The 876-nt window shown below is 58.3% G+C and carries 2 protein-coding genes; both read right to left on the reverse strand.

All coding sequences use genetic code 11. From position 1 onward, the window contains the following. Positions 1 to 467: tRNA (guanine(46)-N(7))-methyltransferase TrmB (trmB, locus tag ACRZ95_RS23050; protein ID WP_480555714.1), on the reverse strand; the 467-nt coding region annotated here is incomplete at its 3' end. Positions 468 to 562: 95 nt separating this feature from the next. Then, positions 563 to 876: methionine adenosyltransferase domain-containing protein (locus tag ACRZ95_RS23055; RefSeq protein ID WP_480555716.1), on the reverse strand; the 314-nt coding region annotated here is incomplete at its 5' end.

Below are 876 nucleotides of genomic sequence, written 5' to 3' on the forward strand. Positions count from 1 at the left end.
CGGCGGCGGTGGTGCCGTTTTTTCGGCCAGGGGTCCGGATACAGCAGGAACGCCCGCGACATGCTGGCATCGGGAAGCACATCAAACAAATCGCGCGCATCGCCGGGATGAACGGCTAGGTTGTGCACGCCTGCACGGCGGATTTTTCCCAGCAACATTGCGACGCCATTGATGTAAGGCTCAGCCCCGATGATACCGGTGTTCGGGTTGCGCGCCGCCTGATGCACCAGATGCTCACCACCGCCAAACCCAATTTCAAGCCAAACATCCTTGCCGCCGAACAACTCTTGCAGGTTCAGCGGGTGCCGCTCGGGGTTGGTCTGCCAATCCACTGCGCCGGGTGACAAGGCGTTAAGATCTTCGTGCAGATAGGTCTGTTGACTTCTCTTGAGGGCCTTTCCCTTGAGACGGCCGTAGAAGTTTCTGTGTGGGCGTTGTGGTGTCTTGGAGTTCATGACGCTGGCCATACTGCGCCGCCTAACGCGTTGCAAGAGGTGCCCGCCGATGCGATGCGATACAAAAAACGCGCCGGGTCGGGCGCGTTTTTCTAAGTCTCTTTGAATCAGACCGCCTGTTTCAACGCGTCGACCAGATCGGTCCGCTCCCAGCTAAAACCACCGTCTGCATCCGGTTCGCGTCCGAAATGACCATAGGCTGCGGTACGCTGATAGATGGGTTTGTTCAGCTCCAGTTTCTGACGAATTCCGCGCGGTGTCAGGTCCATGACCTCCCCCACCGCTTTTTCGATCTGCGCATCCGGCAACTGTCCGGTCCCGTGGGTGTCGGCGTAAATCGACAGCGGTTTGGACACACCGATCGCATAGCTTAGCTGGATGGTGCAGCGATCCGCCATTCCAGCAGCAACAACGTTCTTAG

This window comes from Ruegeria sp. AI3 (genome assembly GCF_056541245.1).